This window comes from Stenotrophomonas sp. 169, from assembly GCF_014621775.1.
Lineage (GTDB): Bacteria > Pseudomonadota > Gammaproteobacteria > Xanthomonadales > Xanthomonadaceae > Stenotrophomonas.
The window spans coordinates 1,747,774-1,770,648 of the sequence record NZ_CP061204.1 but is presented as its reverse complement, the minus strand read 5'-3'; the positions used below and the strand labels follow the sequence as shown (position 1 = coordinate 1,770,648).

The following is a 22,875-nucleotide window of genomic DNA, read 5'->3' as shown; positions in this document are numbered from 1 at the left end:
GCCACGATTGCCGACCTGCATGGTAGCGCCGAGCCGTGCTCGGCGGCTCTACGCGCAGACCCGGTCAGCGCCACCGCGTGATGCGGCCCGCACGCTTTACCTTGTACGCCCGCCGGCAGCGCATGAGGAGCGGCATATCCTGCGCGGAGTCCGAGTAGCCTACGCGGAAGGTCACTTCCCGTTGCGCACGCAGGTCCAGTTGCCGCGCCTTTTCCAGCGAAATGCAACGCATCGCGAGCACCTGCCCGCCGAAGAAAGGCGCCATCCGCGAGCCGATGATCCTCACCCGTGGATCGTCATCAAATCGCGGATACAGCCCCCGGAGCAGGCATTCCGGGCTTCCCGATATGAGCCACACACGGTCACCACGGGCAAGGTGCCGCTCAAGTGCAGCCCACACTGCAGGATGACGTTCGCCCCTCATCCAGAACGCTCTCAGACAGCGCTGCGTGCCGCGTTGCAGTGCCGCCTCCGACAGCCCCACGGTCAGCGTCCACAGCAGGAAGCCCAGGCTTCGCCGGCCATGCGGGCGCAGCAGGTAGGAAAGAAGCGCAGTGACAACCAGCGGCCAGGTCAGCGCCAGCCTGAGCGGACGGGTGCGGGCTAGATGCAGCAGATAGTGTCCGAACAGATCGCCGCCGTGGAGCGTGCCATCGACATCAAAGAACGCGTCGTCGCTCATCTTCGTATCCGCGCTTCGAAGCCATCAAGACTGGGACACGCACGTCAGCGCGGCCATGGGCATCGCTGCAGTCTGGAACGTCCCGCCGAGCATGGCTCGGCGCTACCTGCATCCCCCCAACGCCACCGCCCCGATCCGGTAGCGCCGAGCCGTGCTCGGCGGCGCTGCGCACGCCTCGGACATTCCACCCAGCGTGGATCGGCGCCACCGGGGTCGACGACGATCGGCCCGTCCGCTGCGCGGTACACTTCGTGCCACGTCAATCTATGCCGCTGCCCTCATGTCCGAACTGCTTACCCGCGCCCATGCCCTGGCCCTGGATGCCGCAGATCCGCTGCGCGCCTTGCGCGATGAATTCCTGATCCCACGCCACAATGGCGGCCAGCAGATCTACTTTGTCGGCAACTCGCTGGGCCTGCAGCCGCGCGGTGCGCAGGCGATGGTGCAGGAAGTGATGGGCCAATGGGGCGACCTGGCCGTGGAAGGCCACTTCACCGGCCCCACCCAGTGGCTGGGCTACCACCGGCTGGTCAGCGAGCAGTTGGCCCGGGTGGTGGGGGCATTGCCCAGCGAAGTAGTGGCGATGAACACGCTGAGCGTCAACCTGCATCTGATGATGGTGAGCTTCTACCGCCCCACCACGCAGCGCCCGGTGATCCTGATGGAAGCAGGCGCGTTCCCGACGGACCGCCATGCGGTGGAGGCACAGATCCGTTTCCACGGCTTCGACCCGGCCGACTGTCTGGTGGAAGTACAGCCCGACGAGGCCGCCGGTACGATTTCGCTCGCCGCCATCGAGCAGGCCATCGCCACGCAGGGTGCGCGGCTGGCGCTGGTGCTGTGGCCCGGCGTGCAGTACCGCACGGGCCAGGCGTTCGACCTGCAGGCCATCACCGCACTGGCGCGGGCGCAGGGTGCCGCCATCGGCTTCGACCTGGCGCACTCGGTCGGCAATCTGCCACTCAACCTGCACGACGTGGCGCCGGATTTTGCCGTCTGGTGCCATTACAAGTACCTCAACAGCGGCCCCGGCGCCGTGGCCGGTGCGTTCGTCCACGAACGACATCACCGCGACCGCACCCTGCCCCGCTTCGCCGGCTGGTGGGGGCATGAAGAGTCCACCCGCTTCCAGATGGCCCCACAGTTCACCCCGGCGGTCGGCGCAGAGGGCTGGCAGTTGAGCAATCCGCCGATCCTCGGTCTCGCGCCGCTGCGTGCCTCGCTGGGCCTGTTCGAACGTGCCGGCATGGACGCGCTGCGCAAGAAATCGGAGGCGCTCACCGGCCTGCTTGACGCGCTGGTGCAGGCACGGCTGCCGCACGTGCTGGAGCGCATCACCCCGGCCGAAGCCGAGCGGCGCGGCTGCCAGCTCTCGCTGCGGGTGATCGGTGGCCGCGAGCGGGGCCGCGCCCTGTTCGAGCATCTCCGCTCGGTTGGCGTGCTGGGCGACTGGCGCGAGCCGGATGTCATCCGCATCTCCCCCACGCCGCTCTACAACCGCTATCAGGACGTGCACCACTTCGTCGACGAAGTGGAGGCGTGGGCCGGTGGCTGAGCCCGTGCAGCCCTCTCTGAAGACCCCTGCCCGCCCGCGATCACTGACCCTTGTCGGCGCGGGCCTGGCCGGCTCGCTGCTGGCCATCCTGCTGTCGCGGCAGGGCTGGAACATCACAGTGTACGAACGCCGTGGCGATCCGCGCGTGAGTGGCTATGAAAGCGGGCGCTCGATCAACCTGGCGCTGGCCGAGCGTGGACGCAATGCACTGCGCCAGGCCGGCGCCCACGTGGAAGCAGCGGTGATGGCGCGCGCGGTGATGATGCGCGGCCGCATGGTCCATCTGCGCGACGGTGACGCGCCGCAGTTGCAGCGCTACGGCCGCGACGACAGTGAAGTGATCTGGTCGATCCACCGCCGCGATCTCAACATCACCCTGCTGGAGCTGGCCGAGGCGGCGGGTGCGACGGTGCATTTCCACCGCCGCCTGCACACCGTCGACTTCGATGCGCAGCAGGCGCGTTTCATCGATGACCGTGACGATACGCCGCACGACATCCGCTTCGACAGCCTGATCGGTGCCGACGGTGCCGGCTCGGCACTGCGTGGGGCAATGAACCGCCGCCAGCCACTGGGTGAGCGGACCGAATTCCTGGACCACTCGTACAAGGAGCTGGAGATTCCGCCCGGCCCCGATGGTGCGTTCCAGATCGATCCGAATGCGCTGCACATCTGGCCGCGCGGCCGCTTCATGTGCATCGCCCTGCCCAACCACGAAGGAACGTTCACGGTCACCGTGTTCCTGCCCAACAAGGGCAATCCGGGGTTCAACACCGTGGTGAGCAGTGACCAGGCGCATGCGCTGTTCGCGCGGGAATTCCCGGATGCACTGCCCCTGATACCCGACCTGCGCGCGGACTGGGATGCACATCCGCCCGGGTTGCTCGGCACGCTGTATCTGGAACGCTGGCACAGCGACGACAAGGCCGTGCTGATCGGTGATGCCGCGCACGCGATGGTGCCGTTCCACGGCCAAGGCATGAACTGCGCCTTTGAAGACTGCGTGGCACTGGCGCGGCATCTGGATGTGGCCACGGACCTGCGCACGGCATACGCCGCATTCGAAGTGGAGCGCTCGCCGAATGCGTGGGCGATCCAGCAGATGGCGCTGGAAAACTACGTGGAAATGCGCGACCAGGTCGCCGAGCCGACGTTCCTGCTGCAGCGTGAACTGGAGCTTGCGCTGCAGCAGCGCTGGCCTACCCGCTTCGTGCCACACTACACCATGGTTACCTTCCTGCACACGCCCTACGCGGTCGCGCTGGAGCGCACCCGGATCCAGCGCCGCATCCTGCGCAACGCCACCCACGGCCTCGATTCGCTGCTGCAGATCGACTGGTCCGCCCTCGAATCCGAAGTGCACGCCAAGTTGCCGGTGCTGGAGGGCGCGCACTGATGGCTGACAGCTTCCTGTTCTATGACCTCGAAACGTTCGGCCAGGATCCACGCCGCACCCGCATCGCCCAGTTCGCTGCCATCCGCACCGATGCCGAGCTCAACGAGATCGACACGCCGGTCAGCTTTTACGTGCGTCCCGCCGACGACCTGCTGCCCTCGCCGTACGCCACGCTGGTGACCGGCATCACCCCGCAGCATGCGCTGGCCGAGGGCATCAGCGAGGCCGACGCGCTGGCGCGCATCAACGACCTGATGAGCCGTCCGGGCACCTGCTCGCTGGGCTACAACACGCTGCGCTTCGACGACGAGTTCATCCGTCATGGCCTGTTCCGCAACTTCTTCGACCCGTATGAGCGCGAATGGCGCAACGGTAACTCGCGCTGGGACCTGCTGGACATGCTGCGGTTGATGCATGCACTGCGCCCGGAGGGCATCGTGTGGCCCAAACGCGAGGACGGCGCCACGTCCTTCAAGCTGGAACATCTGGCCGAGGCCAACGGGGTGCGCGATGGCGACGCGCATGAGGCCCTGTCGGATGTGCGCGCGACGATCGGCATGGCGCGCCTGTTCCGCAAGGCGCAGCCGCGCCTGTGGGAGTACGCGCTGCGTCTGCGCGACAAGCGGTTTGTTTCCAGCCTGCTGGATGTGACCGCACTGCAACCGCTGCTGCACATCTCCATGCGTTACCCCGCCACGCGCCTGTGCGCGGCCCCGGTGTTGCCGCTGGCCGTGCACCCGCAGATCAACAACCGGTACATCGTGTTCGATCTGGAGGGCGATATCGATGCGCTGCTGGAGCTGCCGGCCGAGACCATCGCCGAGCGGCTGTACCTGCGCTCCAGTGAGATGCCCGAGGGCATGGCGCGCGTGCCATTGAAAGAAGTGCATACCAACAAGGTGCCGGCGCTGGTCGCCTGGAACCATCTGCGTGCGGACGACCACGCGCGGCTGGGGCTGGACGTCGACGCGATCCAGGCCAAGGTGGAGCGGCTGCGTCCGCACGCCCCGATGCTGGCCGAAAAGGCGCGCCTGGTCTTTTCCCGCCCGCGCGAAGGTGGCCCCTCCGATGTGGATGCCTCGATCTACGATGGCTTCCTCGGTGCCGGTGACAAACCGCTGCTGGCACGCGTACGCACTACGGCGGCGGACGGATTGGCCGCGCTTGAAGGCGAATTCAACGACCCGCGTCTGCCCGAGTTGCTGCTGCGTTACCGGGCACGCAACCATCCCGGCAGCCTGGACCCGGCCGCGCAGGCGCGCTGGCAGGCCTACCGGCAGAAGCGACTGCGGGGCGACGACCGGCTGGGTGAGGTGAACCTGGCCGAGTACCGCGAACAGATCGATACCCTTGCCGCCGAGTCGTCCGACGACCTGCGCCGCAACACGCTGCTGCAGGCACTGCGCGATTGGGGCAAGCAGCTTGAGGACAGCCTGTGAGTGCCTATTTTTCCGATGCCAGCTTCGCCTTCCTGCGCAACCTGGCCCTGCATAACGAAAAGCCGTGGTTCAACGAGCACAAGCGGCAGTACGAAGATCACGTGCGCCAGCCGTTCCTGCGCCTGATCGGCGACCTGCAGCCCGCACTGGCCGAGGTCAGCCCGAAGTTCCGTGCCGATACGCGCACGATGGGCGGATCGTTGTTCCGCATCTACCGCGATGCGCGTTTTTCCAACGACAAATCACCGTACAAGAACTGGCAGGGCGCCCGCCTGTTCCATGAGCGGCGCCGTGAAGTCGCCGCACCGTCTTTCTACATCCACCTGCAGCCCGGCGGGAGCTTTGTCGGCGCAGGGCTGTGGCACCCGGAGCCGGACACCCAGCGGCGCATCCGTCATTTCATCCTGGACAACCCGGGCAGCTGGAAGCAGGCCGCGCATGCCCCTGCACTGCGTCGACGGTTCGAGCTGGAGCAGACGGAAAAACTGGTCCGGCCGCCGCGCGGATTCCCGGCGGATTTCGAGTTCATCGAAGACCTGAAGCACCGTAATTGGGTCATGTGGCGTCCGCTCGACGACACCATGATGACGGGGCCGCGTCTGCTCTCCACCTTGGGCAAGGACCTGGCCGCGCTGGGGCCGTTCGTGGACTATCTGTGCGCTGCGCTGGACCTGGAATTCTGAGTTCCGTGACCACCACTCCGCTCACTCAGCAACGGCGAACGCTCGGACGCACCGGCCTGCAGGTTTCGCCCGTCGGCCTGGGCTGCTCTGGATTCTGGGGGCACAGGCGCTTCGATGAAGCCGACGCCGCGCGCGTGGTGGCCCATGCGCTGGAGCGCGGACTCAATCTGCTGGATACGGGCCACAACTACTCGGGGTTCAACGCGGAACCTCGGCTCGGTCGCATCCTGCGCCCGCTGCTGTCACGTTTTCCACGCGATTCGCTGGTGATCTCGAGCAAGGGCGGCACGCTGACCGGCCAAGCGGGCATCAGCGGGGCGGAGCAACGCGACTTCTCGCCCGCGGCGATCGTCGCCAGCTGCGAGGCGTCCTTGCGCAACCTGGGGCTGGACTACCTTGACGTGTATCAGTTGCATGGCATCGGTGGCCACGAAATCACCGATGAGCTGCTGCACGCGCTGCAGCAGCTGCGACAGCGCGGGCTCATCCGCAGCACGGGCATCAATACCCATTCGGCGGTGACGTTCGACTGGATGCTGGCGCATCCGGCAGCCTTCGATGTGGTCCTGTTGGACTACAACGCACTGCAGCAGGATCGCGGCACGCACATCAGCCGGCTGCACGAGGCCGGCATCGGCGTTCTGGCCGGTACGGTGCTGGCGCAGGGGCACCTGCTGCCTGCGCGTGCCCGTGTGCCGCGCCTCGCCGATGCCTGGTATCTTGCCCGCGCGTGGCTGAAACCGAGCAGCCGTCGCCTGATGCACAGCGCCCGCGCGATGCAGCAGGCGGTGGCGGCGATCCGCTCGCAGCGCCCGGCGCAGACCGCGTTTGCTTACGTGCTGCGGCATCCCGGGGTGGCGGCTGGCATCCTCGGTACGACCCGGGTGGCGAGCCTGGAACAGGTGCTGCAGACCGATCCGGACCGGCTGACGGAGGCCGACCTGGCGGCGCTGGTCGAGGCCTTCGGCGACGGCAGTGGCTCACCCAGTCACTGAGGCTTAACCCGGCCGCCTTGGCGATGCGGCACGCTGTGTGTCCTCCTCTGCGCTGCCTGTCCGATGAAGAAACTCATTACCGTTGTCGTGTTGCTGGTGCTGGCGCTTGCGGGCTGGTGGTTCAGTGGCCCGTATCTGACCGTCCATGGCTTGGCCACCGCCATCGAGCAGCGTGATACCTCCCGCCTGGAACGTTATGTCGATTTCCCGCGGGTTCGCGTCAGCCTGCGCGCACAGATCAGCGACTACCTGGTCCGCCAGGCGGGGCCCGGCGTGGCCGAAAGCCCGTTCGGCGCGCTGCTCTACGGGCTGGGTGGCCAGCTGGGCGGTGCCGCGGTCGATACGATGATCACCCCGATGGGTATCGGCGCCCTGCTGCAGGGACACGTGCTGTACAAGCGAGGTCGCAACGAGTTGCAGGGCGGCGATGCGTACGGTGCCACCGAGCCGGCGCAACCGCTGAAGGAAGCCCGGCATCGGTTCGAGCGGCTGGATCGGTTCGTGGTGGATGTAGATCGGGGTCCCGCCGAGCCGCCGTTGCAGGTGGTACTGGAACCGCAGGGACTGCGCTGGCGGGTGGTCGACCTGCGCAACGCGATACCGGCACCGTAACTGTAGCGCCGAGCCGTGCTCGGCGGCCCTTCGTTCCGGCATCGCGATCCCCGGACGCAGGCCGCGCGGGGCGCTCGCCGACCATGGGTCGGCGCTACCTGGACGTGATGCGACGTCGCGATCCCGGACGCAGGCCGCCCGGGGTGTGTTGCGACGGCAGGTCAGCGTTCGTTGGCGACGCCGTGCGGTACGTGGCCAGCGGCGACGTGCTCGCGGGCGCTGTCGATGTTGTGCTGGGAGTCGTCGAAGAAGATGTCCGCGCCGAAGGCCTGCAGGAACGGGCCCTTGTGCCGTCCGCCGAGGAACAGCGCCTCGTCCAGCCGCACCCCCCACTCCCGCAGCGTGCGGATGACCCGCTCGTGTGCCGGTGCCGAACGGGCTGTCACCAGTGCGGTACGGATCGGTGCGTCTTCGCCGGACGGGAAGACTTCCTGCAACGTGTGCAGCGCAGACAGGAAATTACGGAACGGGCCGCCGCTCAATGCTTCGCGTGCGCGCTCGCGTTCATGCCGGCCGAACGCTTCAACGCCCTGCTCGCGCGAAATACGCTCGCTCTCATCGCCGAAGATCACCGCGTCGCCGTCAAAGGCGATGCGCAACTGTCCCGCCGGTCGACGCATGTCCACGAACTGGTCGGCCGCCGCAGCTGCTGTTTCGCCCGGCGGCTTCGGCAGGATGGTGGCCGCGGCAATTCCGTGCAGCAGTGCGCTGCGCACCGACTCCGGATTGGCCGACAGGAACAGATCGGTGCCAAACGGCTTCACGTAGGGCCAGGTGGGTTCACCGGCGGTGAACGTGGCGCGGATGATGTCCAGGCCGTAATGCTGGATGGAATTGAAGATACGCAGGCCGGTATCGGCCGAATTGCGCGACAGCAGGATGACCTCCACCCGCGGGTTTTCCGGGCCTGCCCCCTGGTTGAGGGCCAGCAGCTTGCGCACCACCGGGAAGGCAACGCCGGGACCCAGCACATCATCTTCGTGCTCGCGCTGGTACTGCGCGTAGGCATCCACACCGTCACTCTCAAACAGTGCGTGGCTCTCTTCCAGGTCGAAGAGCGCGCGTGCTGTCACCGCGACCGTCAACAATCGGGGGGTGTTGTCGCCCATCGGCTCGGTTCCTTGCTGCAGCCGGCGGTTGCCGGCCGCCTATTGTCGCTCAGAACACGAACTGTTCTGACAGTATCCGGTCTTCCAGGTTGTGCTCCGGGTCAAAGAGCAGCGTGACCTGGCGATCGCGGCATTCCCGGATGGTGACTTCGACCACGTCCCGGGTCTCATGCGAATCGGCCGTCACGCTGACCGGTCGCTTGTACGGGTCCAGCACGCGGAAGCGCACTTCGGTATCCGCCTTGAGGATGGCGCCGCGCCAGCGTCGTGGACGGTACGGGGCGAGCGGGGTCAGGGCGATGGTCGCTGAGCCCAAGGGCAACACGGGACCGTGCGCGGAGTAGTTGTACGCGGTGCTGCCCGCCGGCGTCGCCACCAGCACGCCGTCGCCGATGAGTTCGGCGACGCGTTCCTGGCCGTTCAGATCCACGCCGATATGGGCCGCCTGACGGGTCTGCCGGAGCAAGGACACATCGTTGTAGGCCAGCGACCCGGTGGTCGAACCCGATTCGGTCAGGGCCATCATCTGCAGCGGACGCAGGTGCGCCGGCTCGGCCTCTGCAATGCGCCGGGCGACATCGTCATCGTCGCGGTACTGGTTCATCAGAAAACCGACCGTCCCCAGCTTCATCCCGAACACGGGACGTCCCAGATGACCGAAGCGGTGCAGGGTCTGCAGCATGAAGCCATCGCCGCCCAGCGGGCACAGCACGTCCGCGTCCTCGGGGGCATGGGCACCATGCCGTGCCACCATTGCGGCCAAGGCAAGCCGTGCCGGCTCGGTACTGCTGGCAAGAAACGCAATGCGGGGAGAATCGCTCATGCAGGCTGTCCGGTGATGCGCGGGTACCGGTAGAGCATAACCGGACGTGGCGCGGAAACCGCGCCACGTGCCGCCGGCCCGGACGGTATCCGGACCAGAGCCCCCTCAGTCAGGGGGGCGCGCCAAAGAGGCGCGGGAGTCTGGAAGCACGCTCTGCACGGGCCCCACGGTGTGCAACGCAAACCGTGGGGCATCAGTGCGGATGCGCTTACGAACCGTGCGACGCCAGCTGACCCAACCGCTGTACCGCAACCGACACGGTCGGATAGTCCAGCGTCTTCTGCTCGGCCAGTTCGCTGAGCATGGCCAGGGTGAAGCGCAGGCTGCTGTCGTCACGGCCCATCCAGGCGGCCACCTTGGCCTCCGCGCCGCTGCCCTTGGTGCCGATCACCTGGCCGGACAGATTGCGGTGATGCGCTGCCAGTTCGTCACGCAATACGCCGCGTGCAACCGCATGCCAACGACCGTTGACCTCCAGCGCGTCGATCTGTTCGAACAGCCACGGCAGGCTGAGCGCTTCGCCCAGGCGGAAGTGGATCTTCGATACATCCACCGGCTTCAGCTTGCGCGTGCGGGCCAGCTCGATGATGTCGAACGCCGGTTCCAGGAAGTGCAGCTCGGCCAGCTGCTGCGACAGCGCGGCGGGCAGACCCTTCTCGTTCCACTGCTGTACCAAGGCCTCGTAGGTCGGGCGCTGGGAATCGGGCAGCACGCCGGACGCGACGCGGATGTCGTTGAACGGCGCCTGGTACCGGTTGACCGCTTCGGTGATGCCCGGCATCGGGCCCGGGCGCGACAGCAGCCAGCGCACGAAGGCGCGCTGCAGCTTCCAGATCACTTCCAGCGCGTCGATCTGCACGGCTTCAGGCAGGGTGCCGTCCAGCGCATCGATCTGCGCCCACAGCGCGCGGGCATCCAGTGTTTCGCGGCTGATGGTGTATGCCTTGGCGACCTCGGCGATGGAGCGACCGGTATCTTCCTGCATGCGCATCAGGAACGTGGCGCCCATCCGGTTGATGGTCTGGTTGGTCACGGCCGTAGCGATGATTTCGCGCTTCAGGCGGTGGCGTTCCATCGCATCGGCGTACTTCTTCTGCAGCGGCTGCGGGAAGTAGCGCTGCAACTCCTTGGACAGGTACGGATCTTCCGGGATGTCCGATTCCAGCAGCTGCTGGAAGGCCACCAGCTTGGAGTACGACAGCAGCACCGACAGCTCCGGACGGGTCAAGCCCTGGCCGCGCGCCTTGCGCTGGGACAGCTCGGCATCGGACGGCAGGAACTCGATCTGGCGGTCCAGCAGGCCCTGCTGTTCCAGGGTGCGGATGAAGTGCTGCTTGGAACCCAGGCGCTTGACCGCCATCCGCTCCATCAGGCTCAGTGCCTGGTTCTGGCGATAGTTGTCGTTCAACACCAGCGCGGCGACCTCATCGGTCATCGACGCCAGCAGCTTGTTGCGCTGCTCGACGGTGAGCTTCTTCGCACGCACCACGTCGTTGAGCAGGATCTTGATGTTCACCTCGTGATCGGAGGTGTCCACGCCGGCCGAGTTGTCGATGAAATCGGTGTTGAGCAGGACGCCGGCCTGCGCCGCCTCGATGCGGCCCAGCTGGGTCATGCCCAGGTTGCCGCCCTCGCCCACCACCTTGCAACGCAGCTCGCCGCCGTTGACGCGCAGCGCGTTGTTGGCACGGTCGCCGACATCGCTGTGCTGCTCGCTGGCTGCCTTGACGTAGGTGCCGATGCCGCCGTTCCACAGCAGGTCGACCGGCGCCTTCAGGATGGCGCTCATCAGGTCGTTGGGCGACATCGCCTTGACGCCGTCTTCCAGGCCCAGCGCTTCACGCACCTGCGGGGTGATCTCGATGGACTTCAGCGAACGCGGGAAGATGCCACCGCCCTTGCTGATCAGCGTGGCGTCGTAGTCGGCCCAGCTGGAGCGCGGCACGGTGAACAGACGCTCGCGTTCGACGAACGTGGTGGCGGCATCCGGATTCGGGTCGAGGAAGATGTGGCGGTGATCGAACGCGGCCAGCAGGCGGATGTGGCGCGACAACAGCATGCCGTTGCCGAACACGTCGCCGGACATGTCGCCGACCCCGACCGTGGTGAAGTCCTGGCTCTGGCTGTCACGGCCGAGTGCACGGAAGTGGCGCTTGACCGACTCCCACGCACCGCGTGCGGTGATGCCCATGCCCTTGTGGTCGTAACCGACCGAGCCGCCGGAGGCGAATGCATCGCCCATCCAGAAGCCGTGCGCGATGGCCAGGCCGTTGGCGATGTCGGAGAACGTCGCGGTGCCCTTGTCGGCGGCCACCACCAGGTACGGGTCGTCCATATCGTGGCGCACCACATCGATGGGCGGCACGATCTTGTTGTTGACGATGTTGTCGGTGATGTCCAGCAGGCCCTGGATGAACAGCTTGTAGCAGGCCACGCCATTGGCGAACACCGCATCGCGGTCACCGCTGGCCGGCGGCACCTTGGCGAAGAAGCCGCCCTTCGCGCCGACCGGCACGATCACGGTGTTCTTGACCATCTGTGCCTTGACCAGGCCCAGCACCTCGGTACGGAAGTCTTCGCGACGATCCGACCAGCGCAGGCCGCCGCGGGCCACCGCGCCGAAGCGCAGGTGCACGCCTTCCACGCGCGGACCGTAGACGAAGATTTCGCGGTACGGGCGCGGCTTGGGCAGGTCCGGCACCAGCGCGGCGTCGAACTTGAAGCTGATGCAATGGCCGGGCTGGCCGTTGGCATCGCTCTGGTAGTAACTGGTGCGCAGGGTCGCATCGATCACGCCCATGAAGCTGCGCAGGATGCGGTCCTCGTCCAGGCTGGACACACGGTCCATCAGCTTCAGCAGCGCATCGCGCGCGGCCTGCATCTGAGAGTTGCGGTCGCCCTTGCGAGCGTCGACCACGCCCTTGAGCACCTTCAGCGTGGCGTCGTCACCGGCAGCCAGCACATCCAGATGCGCCTTCAGCGTGGCCTGGCCGGCCGCGATGTCGTCCTTGCTCTCGTTGCCGGTCGCCGGATCGAAGCGCGCTTCGAACAGTTCCACCAACAGGCGTGCCAGCAGCGGATAGCGGGTGAACGTGCCTTCCACGTAGGCCTGCGAGAACGGCACGCCGGTCTGCAGCAGGTACTTGCAGTAACCGCGCAGCATGGCGACCTGGCGCCAATGCAGGCCGGCGGCCAGTACCAGGCGGTTGAAGCCGTCGTTCTCGGCGTCACCGTGCCACACGCGGGCAAAGGTCTGGCCGAAGGCTTCGTCGACACTGGCGGCATCGATGGCACCGGCCACCGACTCCACTTCGAAGTCCTGCACGTACACCGGCGCGTCGTCCACGGAGAGCCGGTACGGGCGCTCGGAGATGACCCGCAGGCCCATGTTTTCCATCATCGGCAGCGCATCGGACAACGGGATGTCGTCCAGCTGGCGGTACAGCTTCAGGCGCAGGCCGTCACCGCTCTCGCGCGGTACCGTCTGCAGGCTCAGGCGCAGATCGTCCGGACCGGTCAGCGCGTCAAGCTGGCTGACATCGCTGGCGGCCACGGCGGTGCTGTTGTCTTCGATGTAACCGGCCGGCAATGCCTTGCCGATGCGGGCCGCGATACGCAGGCCTTCGGTCTCACCGTGACGGGTGACCAGCGCTTCGCGCAGGTCGTCCTGCCAGTTGCGCAGCAGGTGGGCCAGGTTCTGTTCCAGCGCGTTGGTGTCCACGTCGACCACCGGGCCGGCCTTCGGCCGCACGATCAGGTGCACCTGGGCCAGCGGCGAATCGCCGAGCACCACCGAACTGTCCACGTGCTCACCCTGCAGGGCGTCGCGCAGCATGGCTTCGATCCGCAGGCGCACATCGGTGTTGAAACGTTCGCGCGGCAGGAACGCCAGCGCGGAGATGAAGCGGGAATACTTGTCACGGCGCAGGAACAGGCGGCTGCGCACGCGCTCCTGCAGGCCCAGCACGCCCATGGCGGTGCGGAACAGTTCGTCTTCGCTGGACTGGAACAGCTCTTCGCGCGGCAGGGTTTCCAGGATGTGGCGCAGTGCCTTGCCGCTATGGCTGGACAACGACAGACCCGAACGCTCCATCACGTGCTCGTAGCGCTGGCGCACGAGCGGAATTTCCCACGGACGGCGGTTGTAGGCACTGGAGGTGAACAGGCCCAGGAAGCGCTGCTCGCCGATGATGCGGCCCTTGGCGTCGAACTCCAGCACGCCGATGTAATCCATGTAACCGGCACGATGCACGCGCGAGCGGGCATTGGTCTTGGTCAGGATCAACGCATCCTTCAGTCCGGTGGTGGTGTTCAGACCTTGGGCGGCCAGCGTCTTGACCGGACGTGCGGCAGACTTGTCACGGCCGCGCATCAGGCCCAGGCCGGTATCGTTGAGCGGCGCCAGCACGTCTTCCTTGCCTTCCTTCTGCACGCGGTACTCGCGGTAGCCGAAGAACGTGAAGTGGTTGTCGGCCGCCCAGCGCAGGAACTCCTGCGCCTCGCGACGCGAGGCATCGTCGACCGGCAGCTGGCGGCTGCCCAGGTCTTCGGCCACGGCCAGCGCCTTGTCACGCATCGGCTGCCAATCGCGCACGATCGAGCGCACTTCTTCCAGCGACTTGCCGATGCTCTGCTCGATGTCGGCCATCGCCTCGGGCGACTGACGGTCCATCTCCAGCAACATCACCGACTCGACGTCACCCTCCCCGACCGTGGACAGCTTGCCGGCCTTGTCGCGCCCGAAGCGGATCACCGGGTGACCCAGCACGTGCACGCCGATGCCCTGTTCGGCCAGCGCCATGGTCACGGTGTCGACCAGGAACGGCATGTCGTCATTGACGATCTGCAGCACCGTATGCGGCGATTCCCACCCGTTGGCCTTGGCCGTCGGATTGAACACGCGCACATTGGCCTTGCCGACCTTGCGGTTGCGGGCGAACTCCAGCGTATCGGCGGCCAGCGCAGCCCATTCTTCAGCGCTGTGATGCGGGAACTCGTCCGCCTCCATACGCTTGTAGAAATCGGCGGCGAAAGCCACGGCCTCGGCCTGCCCCGCCGCGGGGTATCGCTTGCGCAAGGCCGTGTACACCGGTTCCAGCGAGAAACCAGTTGCCGGGACAAGCTGGGTTTCCGCCGTAGCGGGCTTGGTTTTCACGGTTTTGACTGCAGACTTTTGCGATTTCATGGCAGAGCGAGTCGTGTTGCCCAGTTGGGAAAATGAAAGTGTAGCCCTGTTGCACGAAAAGGCCTTGCTGCAGGACGGAATATGAATCTGCGGGTTGGGTGCGGTTTACATGCGATTGCCGACACCCGCCCCCATGCGCCGACGTACGGCTGTCGCGATCGGCAAGCGCTGCCGACAGGATCGGCAAAGCGTGTGACAGCAAGGCGGCGTTTGGCTGCAAAACGATTCCACAATTCTGAACTGGACGGTATAGTCCACTCCGTGAACCCCTCTTCCCTCCCCGCTTCCGACACGGACGCGCGCGACCTGCGTGTGTTTGACGCGGTGCGCGAACTGTTGGCGCGACACGGGATGCAGATGAGCATGGAGGCGGTCGCCCAGCATGCCGGCTGCTCCAAGCAGACCCTGTATTCGCGCTATGGCAGCAAGCAGGAGCTGATGCGCCGGGTGGTGGAACGCCACGTCTGCCGTGCCACCGCCGGCCTGCGCAGCCTGCGCGGCGACGATCTGCACGGCAGCCTGCTGCAGTTCGCCACCGACTATCTGGACCATTTCAACCAGCCGCACGTGGCGCAGGCCTGCCGGCTGATCGCGGCCGATGCCGCACAGTTCCCTGATGAGGCGCGCAACCTCTACCGTGACGGCACCGGCACGCTGACGCTTCACCTTGCTGAATGGATAGCTGACGCCATTGCGCGTGGCCACCTGAGGCATGACGACCCGCACTTCATGGCCGAGCTGCTGATCAGCATGATCGGCGGGCAGGATTTCGACCGGCAACGCTTCTTCATTACCCACCGCGACGACGCCCTGGCGCGTCGGCGCTGGGCAGAATTCTCTGTCGACAGCTTCCTGCGCGCGTTCGCGCCCGGCGCATCGACCCAACCGTCTTCAAACCAACACCGGAGTTTCTCCTGATGATCGCCCCACTCCGCACCCTCGCTTTGACGTGCGCTGTCGCCGTTGCGCTGGCTGCCTGCAAGAAAGAAGAGCAGCAAGCACCGCCGCCGCCGGAAGTGGGCGTGATCGATGCCAAGCCGCAGACCCTGCCGCTGCAGCGCGAGCTGGTCGGCCGCCTGTCGCCGTACCGCAGCTCGGATGTGCGTGCCCGCGTCCCGGGCGTGCTGCTCAAGCGCGTTTACCAGGAAGGCAGCGAGGTCAAGCAGGGCCAGACGCTGTTCCTGATCGACCCGGCACCGCTGCGCGCCGAGCTCAATGCCACCGAAGCCCAGCTGGCCTCGGCCCGTGCCACGTACGCCAATGCCAAGGTGGCCGCTGATCGCGCGCGCTCGCTGGCCCCGCAGAAGTATGTGTCCAAGGCAGACCTGGACAACGCCGAGTCGGCCGAGCGCACCGCGCAGGCGGCGGTGAAGCAGTCCGAAGCCGCTGTGAGCAGCTCGCGGATCAGCCTGGGCTATGCCGAAGTCAAGGCGCCCATCAGCGGCGTGGCCGGCAAGCAGCAGGTGACCGAGGGCGCGCTGGTCGGCCAGGGTGATGTGACCCTGCTGACCACCGTGGACCAGCTTGATCCGCTGTACGTGAACTTCTCGCTGAGCGTGGACGAGCTGTCGCAGCTGCGTGCCGCGCAGGCCAAGGGCGCGCTCGCGCTGAGCGGCGATGGCAAGGCCACCGTGCAGGTCAAGCTGTCCGATGGCACCACCTACGGTGAAAACGGCACGCTGGACTTCTCGTCCACCACCGTCGACCCGGCCACCGGCGCCGTGTCGCTGCGTGCGGTGCTGCCCAATCCGCAGCGCATTCTGCTGCCCGGCGCCTTCGTCAGCTTCCAGGCCACCCTGGGCGAGCGCAACAACGCGTACCTGGTGCCGCAGCCGGCGCTGCTGCGCGACGCCACCGGCGGCTACCTGATGGTGGTCGGTGCCGATGGCAAGGTCGTCCGCCGCAACGTCAAGACCGAAGGTGCGCAGGGCGGCAACTGGCTGGTCACCGCCGGCCTGGAGCCGGGCGACAAGGTCGTGGTGGCCGGTACCCAGAAGGTCAAGGAAGGCGCACCGGCCACGGCCAAGCCGTGGACCCCCGAGCAGGCGGCCGCCCAGGGCGGCGCAGCGGGCGGCAAGCCGACCGGCGGCGCACCCGCCGCGCAGGGCGATGCTGCCGCAGCACCTGACGCCGCACCGCAGGCACCGCAGGCTCCGGCACCCGCCGACCAGGCGGCGCCGGCATCCGATTCGACCAAGCAGTAACGGGAATCATCCGTCATGCCTAAATTTTTCATCGAACATCCGGTCTTTGCCTGGGTGGTAGCGATCCTTATCTCGCTCAGCGGCGTGATCGCGATCCTCAACCTGGGTGTGGAGTCCTACCCCACCATTGCCCCGCCGCAGGTCACCGTGTCGGCTACCTACCCCGGTGCCAGTGCGGACACCACGGAAAAGTCGGTCACCCAGGTGATCGAGCAGCAGATGACCGGTATCGATCATCTGCTGTACTTCAGCTCCTCGTCGTCGTCCAATGGCCGGGCCACGATCACGGTCACCTTTGAGACCGGCACCGATCCCGATATCGCCCAGGTACAGGTGCAGAACAAGGTGTCGCTGGCCACGCCGCGCCTGCCCACCGAAGTGACCCAGCAGGGTGTGGTGGTGGCCAAGGCCAACGCCGGCTTCCTGATGGTGGTGGCACTGCGCTCGGATTCGGGAAGCGTCAGCCGCGATGCGCTCAACGACATCGTGGCCTCGCGCGTGCTCGAGCAGATTTCGCGTATCCCCGGCGTCGGCAGCACCCAGCAGTTCGGCGGCGAGTACGCCATGAACATCTGGCTCAACCCCGAACGCATGCAGGGTTACGGTCTGTCGGCCAGCCAGGTGCTGGCGGCCGTGCGCGAGCAGAACGTACAGTTCGCAGCGGGTTCACTGGGCTCGGATCCGGCGCCCGCCGGCCAGCACTTCACCGCCACGGTATCGGCCGAAGGCCGTTTCAGCACCCCGGAAGAGTTCGAGAACATCATCCTGCGCGCCAATCCGGATGGCTCGCGCGTGCTGCTCAAGGACATTGCCCGCATTGGTTTCGGTGCCGGCAACTACGGCTTTGATACCCAGTACAACGGCAAGCCCACCGGCGCCTTCGCGATCCAGCTGCTGCCCGGCGCGAACGCGCTGAACGTGGCCGACGCGGTGCGCGCGAAAATGGAAGAGCTGCAGCCCAGCTTCCCGGCAGGCGTCAGTTGGTTCTCGCCGTATGACAGCACCACCTTCGTCAAGATCTCGATCGAGGAAGTCATCAAGACCCTGATCGAGGCCATGGTGCTGGTGTTCCTGGTGATGTTGATCTTCCTGCAGAACCTCCGCGCCACGCTGATCCCCACGCTGGTGATTCCGGTCGCGCTGCTGGGTACGTTCCTGGGCATGTGGATGATCGGCTTCACGATCAACCAGCTGACCCTGTTCGCGCTGGTGCTGGCGATCGGCATCGTGGTCGATGATGCGATCGTGGTGATCGAGAACGTCGAACGCATCATGACCGAGGAAAAACTGCCGCCCAAGCAGGCAACGCAGAAGGCGATGACCCAGATCACCGGCGCGGTGGTGGCGATCACCGTCGTGCTGGCGGCGGTGTTCATTCCCTCCGCCCTGCAGGGCGGTGCGGCCGGTGAGATCTACAAGCAGTTCGCACTGACCATCGCCATCTCGATGGGGTTCTCCGCGTTCCTGGCGCTGGGCTTCACCCCCGCACTGTGTGCCACGTTCCTGAAGCCGACGCACAACGACCACCCGAACATCGTCTACCGCACGTTCAACAAGTACTACGACAAGATCAGTGGCACCTACGTGGGCCACATCACCTCGGCGGTGAAGCATGCGCCGCGCTGGATGATCCTGTTCGTGGTGCTGGGTGCGCTGTGTGCCTTCATGTTCACCCGCATCCCGGGAAGCTTCCTGCCCGAAGAAGACCAGGGCTACGCGCTGGCGATCGTGCAGCTGCCGCCGGGGTCGAGCAAGAGCCAGACCAACGAAGTATTCACGCAGATGCGCGGCATCCTGGAAAAGCAGGAAGGCTTCGAAGGCCTGCTGCAGATTGCCGGCTTCAGCTTCGTCGGTTCCGGCGAGAACGTGGGCATGGGCTTCATCCGCCTCAAGCCTTGGGCCGACCGCGACGTCACCGTGCCCGAGCTGATCAAGAACATGAACGGCGCGTTCTACGGCATCAAGGAAGCGCAGATCTTCGTGGTCAACCTGCCTACCGTGCAGGGACTGGGCCAGTTCGGCGGCTTTGACATGTGGCTGCAGGATCGTGCCGGTGCGGGCTTCGACCAGCTGACCAGCGCGCGCAACACCCTGCTGGGTGCGGCGGCGCAGAAGAGCGACCTGCTGACCGGCGTGCGTCCCAACGGACTGGAAAACGCCCCGCAGCTGGCCCTGCATGTCGACCGTGTGCAGGCGCAGGCGATGGGCATGTCGGTGACTGATGTCTACAGCACCATCCAGCTGATGCTGGCCCCGGTGTATGTCAACGACTTCTTCAGCGAAGGCCGCATCAAGCGCGTGACCATGCAGGCCGACGCGCCGTTCCGCACCGGTGAGGAATCGCTGAAGAGCTTCTACAGTCCTTCGTCGCTGACCCAGAATGCCGATGGCACCAACGCAATGATCCCGCTGAACACCGTGGTGCGCTCGGAGTGGGTGTCCGCTCCGCCCTCGCTCAGCCGCTACAACGGCTACTCGGCGTTCAACATCGTCGGCTCGCAGGCTCCGGGGCGCAGCTCCGGCGAAGCCATGACCGCCATGGAAGAGATCGTCCGCGATGAGCTGCCGCCGGGCTTCGGCTTCGACTGGTCCGGCATGTCCTACCAGGAAATCCTCGCCGGCAACGCTGCCACGCTGCTGATGGTGTTGTCCATCGTGGTGGTGTTCCTGTGCCTGGCCGCCCTGTATGAAAGCTGGTCCATCCCGGTGGCGGTGCTGCTGGTGGTGCCGCTGGGCGTGTTGGGTGCGCTGGTGTTCTCGATGGCGCGTGGCCTGCCCAACGATCTGTTCTTCAAGATCGGCCTGATCACCGTGATCGGCCTGGCGGCGAAGAACGCGATCCTGATCGTGGAGTTCGCGGTGGAACAGCGTGCGGCCGGCAAGACGCTGCGCGATGCCACCATCGAGGCGGCACGCCTGCGCTTCCGCCCGATCCTGATGACCTCCTTCGCCTTCATCATGGGCGTCATCCCGATGGCGATCAGCACCGGTGCCGGCGCCAACTCGCGTCACGCCATTGGTACGGGCGTGATCGGCGGCATGGTGTTCGCCACGTTCCTGGGCCTGCTGATGATTCCGGTGTTCTTCGTCGTGGTCCGCCGCATGCTGGGTGACAAGATCGACGAGCCGTCCAAGGAGTTCCTGCAGAGCCAGAGCGAGGCCAATGGCCCGCACCGCCCGGATCGTTGATCCGCTGCGGTTGAAATGAAAAGGCCCCGGAGCGATCCGGGGCCTTTTTCATTTTCGGGGGACGCTGACTCAGCGAACGGCCGCAACTACCGCACAGACGACCACGATGGCCAACGAAGGCCACTGCATGGGCAGGTAGAAGAAATGATGCTTCGCCGGCTCGCCGTCTGCCCGCACGCCACGATTGAGCACGAAGCCCAGCAGCGTATTGATCGCCGCACCGATGCCGCAGCCCAGCAGGAATTGCGGCAACGTCATGTTGCCCTTGGCCACGGTCGGATCCTGTTGCAGCCACATCAGCAGCAACACAGCCACGATGGGAGTGAGCAGGGTGAAGAACCCTGCGCCGCGGTAAATGATCATGCCCGTACCTGCTTTGAAAGGACGGGCATTCTAGGTGATCAGCGACACGAAGCGGGTCATGGACCCGCTTCAGCGCGCACGCCACTGGGTCAGCGCAGGCCCGTTTCGTTGCGGGCGATCACCAGCCGCTGGATCTCCGAAGTGCCTTCGTAGATCTCGGTGATCTTGGCATCACGGAAGTAACGCTCCAGCGGCATTTCCTTGGAGTACCCCATGCCGCCATGGATCTGCACGGCCTGGTGGGTGATCCACATCGCAGCTTCCGATGCAGTCAGCTTGGCGATGGCCGCTTCGTTGCTGAAGCGCTTGCCCTCGCCCTTCACCCACGCCGCGCGCAGGGTCAGCAGCAGGGACGCGTCCAGCTTGCACTTCATGTCCGCGATCTTGGACTGGGTCATCTGGAAGGTGCCGATCGGCGCGCCAAAGGCCTTTCGCTCCTTCACGTATTCCAGCGTGGCTTCGTACGCCGCACGCGCGATGCCGATGGCCTGCGACGCAATACCGATACGGCCCGCGTCCAGTACGCCCATCGCGATCTTGAAGCCCTCGCCTTCCTGGCCGAGCACGTCGCCTGCCTGCGCAACGTAGTCATCGAACTCGATTTCGCAGGTGGCCGACGCGCGGATGCCCAGCTTCGGCTCGGTCTTGCCGCGGCCGAAGCCGGCGTTGTCGGTGTCGATCAGGAAGGCCGTAATGCCCTTGGCACCTTTGTCCGGGTCGGTCATCGCGAAGAGCACGATGTACTTTGCCACCGGACCGGACGTGATCCAGCTCTTCTTGCCGTTGATCACATACGTGCCGTCAGCCTGCTTCACCGCGCGGCAGCGCATGGCGGTGGCGTCCGAGCCCGACTGCGGCTCGGTCAGCGCGAACGCCCCGATGGCCGTACCTTCGGCGATGGCGCGCACGTACTTCTGCTTCTGCGCTTCGGTGCCGTAGGTCAGGATGCCGTTGCAGAACAACGAATTGTTGACCGACATGATGGTCGAATGAGCGGCATCACCCGCGGCGATTTCCACCATCGCCAGCACATAGGCGATCGGGTCCATGCCCGCGCCGCCGTACTCCGTTGGCACCTCGATCCCCATCAGCCCGTTCTCACCGAGCAGCTGGATATTGGCCAGCGGGAACTCGCCGGTCTGGTCATGGTGTTCGGCGCTGGGGCCGATCTTTTCCTGCGCAATGCGGCGCGCAACGTCCTGCAGCATCAACTGCTCTTCGGTAAAGCTGAAATCCACAACAACCCCTCCCGGGTAACGAATACGGGATTGTACTGGGGGCGCCGTGATTGCAGCTGACTGCGCGGCGACAACCCCGTCCGGTAGCGCCGAGCCGCGCTCGGCGGGATCAATCCGCCAACGGCCCGCTGCGCTCGCCGACCATGGGTCGGCGCTACCGATCCCGGATGCTGGTGGAATCCGTCCGGTCACTGCCTGCCTGCCACCTCGGTAGCGCCGAGCCACGCTCGGCGGAATCCCTCCGCCAACAGCCCGCTGCGCTCGCCGACCATGGGTCGGCGCTACCGATCCCGGATGCTGCGGTAGCGCCGAGCCGCGCTCGGCGGAATCCCTCCGCCAACGGCCCGCTGCGCTCGCCGACCATGGGTCGGCGCTACCGATCCCGGACGCTCTGGTAGCGCCGAGCCGCGCTCGGCGGAATCTCTCCGCCCACAGCCCGCTGCGCTCGCCGACCATGGGTCGGCGCTACCGATCCCGGATGCGCTGGCGCAATTCTTTCGGATACGGCGCTACCGCGCTCGCCGACCGATCCTGGCACCTCGGTAGCGCCGAGCCACGCTCGGCGGAATCTATCAGCCCACAGCCCGCTGCGCTCGCCGACCATGGGTCGGCGCTACCGACCCCGGACGCTGCGGTAGCGCCGAGCCGCGCTCGGCGGAATCTTCCTGCCCACGGCCCGCTGCGCTCGCCGACCGTGGGTCGGCGCTACCGACCCCGGACGCTGCGGTAGCGCCGAGCCACGCTCGGCGGAATCCCTCCGCTCACGGCCCGCTGCGCTCGCCGACCATGGGTCGGCGCTACCTGCGCTGCGCTTTTCACGGATGCAGGGGCCAGCGGCACCAGGCGTAGGGGTAGTCGTCGAGGTTCTCGGATAACCCGGCGCGCACAGGATTGGCCACGATGTAGAGGGCCTGCGTACGCAATGACTCTTCCGATCGCAAGGCGTGATCGAAGTAGCTGGGCTGCCATAGCCGCGCTCCGGATCCAGACGTCCTGCCGATCAACCGGCTGCTTCGGGATTTGAATCGCTGCATGCAGGCGCCCAAGGTGCCTTGACGCAATTGCAGCAGCCAATGCACATGGTCGGGCATGACGACCCAGGCGAACGAGCGGCTGATCGCTGCCCGCTCTACGTCACGCAGCGATTCGATAATGATCTGAGCGTTGCAAGGGAACTCGAAGACCGGGCGGCGGCAGTGGGTGACTGTGGTCAAAACGTAATACCCACCGGGGATGGACGCACGACCGCGCTGGAGATGACGGCTGGACATGGGTCCAGTATCCGGGGATGCACCACACGTCACGATCAGGGAACGCGATTTGCAGGCGTGGGAAATGCTCCCGGTGGCGCCGAGCCGCGCTCGGCGGATCCCTCCGCCCACGGCCCGCTGCGCTCGCCGAC

Annotated in this window: 16 protein-coding genes; 9 read left to right on the top strand and 7 right to left on the bottom strand. The window is 66.1% G+C overall.

Annotated elements, in window-relative coordinates:
* Positions 1-64 precede the first annotated feature (64 nt).
* On the bottom strand, positions 65-682 hold the full coding sequence (locus ICJ04_RS07640) for a haloacid dehalogenase-like hydrolase (RefSeq protein ID WP_188326913.1): 618 nt from the start codon (positions 680-682) through the stop codon (positions 65-67).
* A gap of 280 nt (positions 683-962) precedes the next feature.
* Here ICJ04_RS07640 and kynU point away from each other — a divergent pair, with 280 nt between their 5' ends.
* The 6 genes from kynU (at position 963) to ICJ04_RS07610 (ending at position 7,362) form a co-directional block, all read left to right on the top strand.
* Positions 963-2,237 (top strand): kynureninase, encoded by a 1,275-nt coding sequence (gene kynU / locus ICJ04_RS07635; RefSeq protein ID WP_188326912.1) that lies wholly within the window; start codon positions 963-965, stop codon positions 2,235-2,237.
* 16 nt (positions 2,238-2,253) lie between these two features.
* Positions 2,254-3,633, top strand: coding sequence for an NAD(P)/FAD-dependent oxidoreductase (locus ICJ04_RS07630; RefSeq protein ID WP_223203048.1), 1,380 nt, complete (start codon positions 2,254-2,256; stop codon positions 3,631-3,633).
* The gene (sbcB, locus tag ICJ04_RS07625; protein WP_188326910.1) at positions 3,633-5,072 is read left to right on the top strand and encodes an exodeoxyribonuclease I; all 1,440 of its coding nucleotides are present in this window, start codon (positions 3,633-3,635) and stop codon (positions 5,070-5,072) included. Before ICJ04_RS07630 ends, sbcB begins: the two co-directional genes overlap by 1 nt.
* Complete coding sequence (locus tag ICJ04_RS07620; RefSeq protein ID WP_188326909.1) at positions 5,069-5,755, top strand: DUF2461 domain-containing protein; 687 nt, start codon at positions 5,069-5,071, stop codon at positions 5,753-5,755. The genes sbcB and ICJ04_RS07620 overlap by 4 nt, the downstream gene beginning before the upstream one ends.
* Positions 5,756-5,760: 5 nt before the next feature.
* The gene (locus ICJ04_RS07615) at positions 5,761-6,750 is read left to right on the top strand and encodes an aldo/keto reductase (RefSeq protein ID WP_188326908.1); all 990 of its coding nucleotides are present in this window, start codon (positions 5,761-5,763) and stop codon (positions 6,748-6,750) included.
* A gap of 63 nt (positions 6,751-6,813) precedes the next feature.
* The gene (locus ICJ04_RS07610) at positions 6,814-7,362 is read left to right on the top strand and encodes a DUF2939 domain-containing protein (RefSeq protein WP_188326907.1); all 549 of its coding nucleotides are present in this window, start codon (positions 6,814-6,816) and stop codon (positions 7,360-7,362) included.
* A gap of 161 nt (positions 7,363-7,523) precedes the next feature.
* Here ICJ04_RS07610 and ICJ04_RS07605 read toward each other — a convergent pair whose 3' ends face one another.
* The 3 genes from ICJ04_RS07605 to ICJ04_RS07595 form a co-directional block, all read right to left on the bottom strand.
* Positions 7,524-8,471 carry a 5'-nucleotidase gene (locus tag ICJ04_RS07605; RefSeq protein WP_188326906.1) on the bottom strand — a complete coding sequence of 316 codons (948 nt, stop codon included), beginning with the start codon at positions 8,469-8,471 and terminating at the stop codon, positions 7,524-7,526.
* A 49-nt stretch (positions 8,472-8,520) separates the two neighbouring features.
* Positions 8,521-9,294 (bottom strand): NAD kinase, encoded by a 774-nt coding sequence (locus ICJ04_RS07600; RefSeq protein WP_188326905.1) that lies wholly within the window; start codon positions 9,292-9,294, stop codon positions 8,521-8,523.
* 208 nt (positions 9,295-9,502) lie between these two features.
* Positions 9,503-14,479, bottom strand: coding sequence for an NAD-glutamate dehydrogenase domain-containing protein (locus ICJ04_RS07595; protein WP_188326904.1), 4,977 nt, complete (start codon positions 14,477-14,479; stop codon positions 9,503-9,505).
* A 261-nt stretch (positions 14,480-14,740) separates the two neighbouring features.
* Between ICJ04_RS07595 and ICJ04_RS07590 the strand changes: the two genes are divergently transcribed.
* The 3 genes from ICJ04_RS07590 to ICJ04_RS07580 are packed head-to-tail and all read left to right on the top strand — an operon-like array spanning position 14,741 to position 19,872.
* The gene (locus ICJ04_RS07590) at positions 14,741-15,397 is read left to right on the top strand and encodes a TetR/AcrR family transcriptional regulator (RefSeq protein ID WP_223203047.1); all 657 of its coding nucleotides are present in this window, start codon (positions 14,741-14,743) and stop codon (positions 15,395-15,397) included.
* Positions 15,397-16,683, top strand: coding sequence for an efflux RND transporter periplasmic adaptor subunit (locus tag ICJ04_RS07585; protein ID WP_188326902.1), 1,287 nt, complete (start codon positions 15,397-15,399; stop codon positions 16,681-16,683). The genes ICJ04_RS07590 and ICJ04_RS07585 overlap by 1 nt, the downstream gene beginning before the upstream one ends.
* A 15-nt stretch (positions 16,684-16,698) precedes the next feature.
* Positions 16,699-19,872, top strand: a complete 3,174-nt coding sequence (locus tag ICJ04_RS07580) for a multidrug efflux RND transporter permease subunit (RefSeq protein WP_188326901.1) — start codon at positions 16,699-16,701, stop codon at positions 19,870-19,872.
* Positions 19,873-19,941: 69 nt separating this feature from the next.
* Here the strand turns inward: ICJ04_RS07580 and ICJ04_RS07575 are convergent, their stop codons facing one another.
* The 3 genes from ICJ04_RS07575 to ICJ04_RS07565 all read right to left on the bottom strand — a co-directional run bounded on the left by ICJ04_RS07575 (position 19,942) and on the right by ICJ04_RS07565 (position 22,744).
* Positions 19,942-20,235: a hypothetical protein gene (locus ICJ04_RS07575; RefSeq protein WP_188326900.1), complete on the bottom strand. Its 294-nt coding sequence runs from the start codon at positions 20,233-20,235 to the stop codon at positions 19,942-19,944.
* 89 nt (positions 20,236-20,324) lie between these two features.
* Positions 20,325-21,473 carry an acyl-CoA dehydrogenase family protein gene (locus tag ICJ04_RS07570; RefSeq protein ID WP_188326899.1) on the bottom strand — a complete coding sequence of 383 codons (1,149 nt, stop codon included), beginning with the start codon at positions 21,471-21,473 and terminating at the stop codon, positions 20,325-20,327.
* A gap of 815 nt (positions 21,474-22,288) precedes the next feature.
* Entirely contained in the window at positions 22,289-22,744 is a 456-nt protein-coding gene (locus ICJ04_RS07565) for a transposase (RefSeq protein ID WP_188326898.1), read from the bottom strand.
* Positions 22,745-22,875 lie beyond the last annotated feature (131 nt).